The following is a 3,081-nucleotide window of genomic DNA, read 5'->3' as shown; positions in this document are numbered from 1 at the left end:
GCGTGTATTCCTAATTACAAGCCAACTTTATGAGGGCTAACTCCTCTGGCAGAACGCTACCCCGCACGAAGGTAGTTCTTAAGAACGAGGTAAGCTGAGAGCGGTTTCTCCAACATAGACAGCAGGCAAGTCATGAAGAACGCAAAAAAAGTCTATGGAACCAACAGAAACCAATCCATCCCAAAAACTGGCAGACAAGAACTCCAAGCCAATTACTCAGGTACAACGAGATAGTGTAATTACCTCTGAAGACTTGCCTCCGAAGGCATTTCGCATCAGCCTGACGATAGCAACTCTGGCGATTGTGTTGCTGTTTTTTGGCTTTTACTTCGGCATCATTAATGTTTAGAGTATTGCTAGCAAGATGAGCTACTTTGCATTTCACCTTGTCTTTATCCTGCCACCAATCCTCTTTCTAGCATGGGTTCAACGCCAACCTCTAGCTGGTATCGGAGGACTGAGAGCGTGGTTAGGGCTACCCCTGATTGCGCTGATTGCCCTGATTTATACGACACCGTGGGACAATTACCTGGTTTGGCACGACGTATGGAACTATGGCACGGATCGGGTGGTGGGTACGATTGGCTACGTGCCCGTTGAGGAATATTTATTCTTCATCCTTCAGCCACTTCTAACAGGTCTGTGGCTGTACTGGTTGTTTCCTCTCACAACTGAGCCAGCACAGGAGGAGGATTCTCCTTGGCTGCGAGCATCTGGCATCGTTTTCTGGCTCGTTCTCAGCATTGCGGGAGCTTTTATGTTGCAGTCGGAGAAGACTGTGTACATGGGGCTAATTTTAGCTTGGGCATGCCCCATACTGGCGCTACAGTGGGGAGTTGGAGCAAAGCAACTCTGGGCCAGAAAAGATGCTTGGCTGATTGGCACTCTAATCCCCACAGTTTACCTGTGGATAGCCGACCGCATTGCCATCGGACAGGGCATTTGGAGCATTTCTGAGACCTATAGCACTGGATTTAAGCCGTTTGGGTTGCCGATTGAGGAAGCGACGTTCTTTTTAATCACGAACCTGCTAGTGGTGCAAGGACTTTTACTGTTTCTATTGGTGGGGAAGATGCGATCGCTTCTACCACTCATCTCTTTCCCTATTCTCAATAATGGGCGACCAGAACTTCCAAAAGCTCTTGCTCAGGTAGAGTCTGGAAACGATACGGTTTGAGATGGTTGCCTCTATTTTCCACATCACCTTTTGGGAGTAAAACCGAGATGCCTATTAAGGAATTTTTAGAACAAATTTCTGACACGGTATGGGAAATTCCGGTTTCCTACAAGGAAGGGATGCGCGTTCCCGCCCGGATTTATGGGACAGAAAAGATAATTTCCGAATTAGATGAAGCGGTTTACGACCAAGTTACGAATGTAGCGACGCTGCCAGGAATCACCAAATATGCTATGTGTATGCCCGACGGACACTTTGGCTATGGTTTTCCCATAGGTGGCGTGGCGGCGATGGATGTGGAAAAGGGGGGCGTGATTTCCCCCGGCGGTATCGGTTTTGATATCAATTGCGGAATGCGCTTGATGGTTACAAACCTCACCTACCATGAAGTCAAACCCTATATTAAAAAGCTGGTAGATAAGCTCTACGAAAGGGTTCCGGCTGGAGTGGGAAGCAGTGGCTTTGTGAAATTATCGCGGAATGACTTTCGCAAAGTGGTCGAACAAGGCGCTCAGTGGTGCGTCAATAATGGCTATGGTTGGGAAGAAGATTTAGAACTCATTGAAGAAAACGGCTGCATTAAAGGTGCTGATTCTGCAAAGATTAGTGATAAGGCAATTGACCGGGGTTTCAATCAAATTGGAACTCTAGGATCTGGCAATCATTATTTAGAAATTCAAGTTGCTCGAAAGCAAGATATTTTCGATCCAGAGTTAGCCAAGACGATGGGAATTACCATGCCGGATCAGGTGGTGGTGATGTTCCACTGTGGTAGTCGTGGGTTTGGTCATCAGGTGGCAACCGACTATCTGCAAAGATTTTTAAAGGTAATGGATAGCAAGTATGGAATTAAAATACTAGACCGAGAATTAGCTTGTGCGCCTTTTGATTCTCCGGAAGGACAAGCCTATTTCGCTGCAATGAAATGCGGCATTAATATGTCTTATGCCAATCGTCAAGTGATTCTGCATCGCATCCGCGAAGTATTTTCGGAAATCTTTGAACGTTCGGCGGAAGATTTGGGGATGCACATGGTTTATGATGTGGCACACAATACCGCCAAGCTAGAGAGTCATATTGTGGATGGGAAAAAGCGATCGCTCCTCGTTCATCGTAAAGGTGCCACTCGCGCTTTCGCACCGGGAATGGCAGATATTCCGGAACGCTACAAGAATATTGGTCAGCCAGTTATCATTGGCGGCAGTATGGAAACCGGATCTTATTTATTAGTCGGCGTACCCACCGGAGATCAGACTTTCTTCAGCACTGCACACGGAAGCGGACGCACAATGAGTCGTACCAAGGCGCGAAAAGCTTGGAAGGGAGAAACACTCCTGAAAGATATGCAGAAGAAGGGTATTTATGTCCGCAGTACCTCAATGTCTGGACTAGCAGAAGAAGCGGGTGCGGCTTACAAAGACATCGATGATGTGATTGAAGCGGCGGAGTTAGCGGGGATTAGCAAAAAGGTGGTGCGGTTAACACCGATTGGAAATATCAAAGGATAAAGCAAATTTAACATTTGCGCGATCGCCATCTCCTACTAAAATTCTGGCTTTTTAGGTTGCTCTAAAAATTCCAAATCTTTACAGAAACTAGGCTTACCTTTTTTGAAGTCCCTAAGCTTGTATTTGTAGAGCGTTCCTTGTTTGGCGAACACTAAATTACCCAAAAAATCCCAAGTAGCCCAGTCAATAGAATCAAGAAGATCGGGATATTCATCTAACCTAAACTTGAAAGTATAGCCACGTTGCAAAAAACCTCTGTAATACATTCTTAATGTCGGATGCTCTCGACTCGGCTGCCAATACCAGCCGTCGTCATTTTCGCACTTGACCGTATACGTTTTGGAATTCTCAACTTTCACATTATTGCCGTAATTGTCTCCAGCTCTAGTCCATCCA

4 protein-coding genes are annotated in these 3,081 nt (G+C 46.2%); 3 read left to right on the top strand and 1 reads right to left on the bottom strand.

The window, feature by feature from the left end:
- Nucleotides 1-154 precede the first annotated feature (154 nt).
- Genes H6F50_RS18555 through H6F50_RS18545 form a run of 3 tightly spaced genes read left to right on the top strand, consistent with a single transcriptional unit; the run spans nt 155 to nt 2,685 of the window.
- Nucleotides 155-349, top strand: a complete 195-nt coding sequence (locus H6F50_RS18555) for a hypothetical protein (protein WP_190411566.1) — start codon at nt 155-157, stop codon at nt 347-349.
- Between the two features lie 15 nt (nt 350-364).
- Complete coding sequence (locus H6F50_RS18550; RefSeq protein WP_190411565.1) at nt 365-1,177, top strand: lycopene cyclase domain-containing protein; 813 nt, start codon at nt 365-367, stop codon at nt 1,175-1,177.
- 47 nt (nt 1,178-1,224) lie between these two features.
- The gene (locus H6F50_RS18545; protein WP_190429836.1) at nt 1,225-2,685 is read left to right on the top strand and encodes an RtcB family protein; all 1,461 of its coding nucleotides are present in this window, start codon (nt 1,225-1,227) and stop codon (nt 2,683-2,685) included.
- Between the two features lie 35 nt (nt 2,686-2,720).
- Here H6F50_RS18545 and H6F50_RS18540 read toward each other — a convergent pair.
- The coding region (locus tag H6F50_RS18540) for a hypothetical protein (RefSeq protein ID WP_190429835.1) at nt 2,721-3,081 on the bottom strand (361 nt) is incomplete at its 5' end.

Origin of the sequence: Coleofasciculus sp. FACHB-712 (assembly GCF_014695635.1) — a bacterium.
Classification (GTDB): Bacteria; Cyanobacteriota; Cyanobacteriia; order Cyanobacteriales; family FACHB-T130; genus FACHB-T130.
The sequence above is the reverse complement of the archived record's forward strand: the minus strand, read 5'-3'. Positions and strand labels throughout refer to the sequence as shown.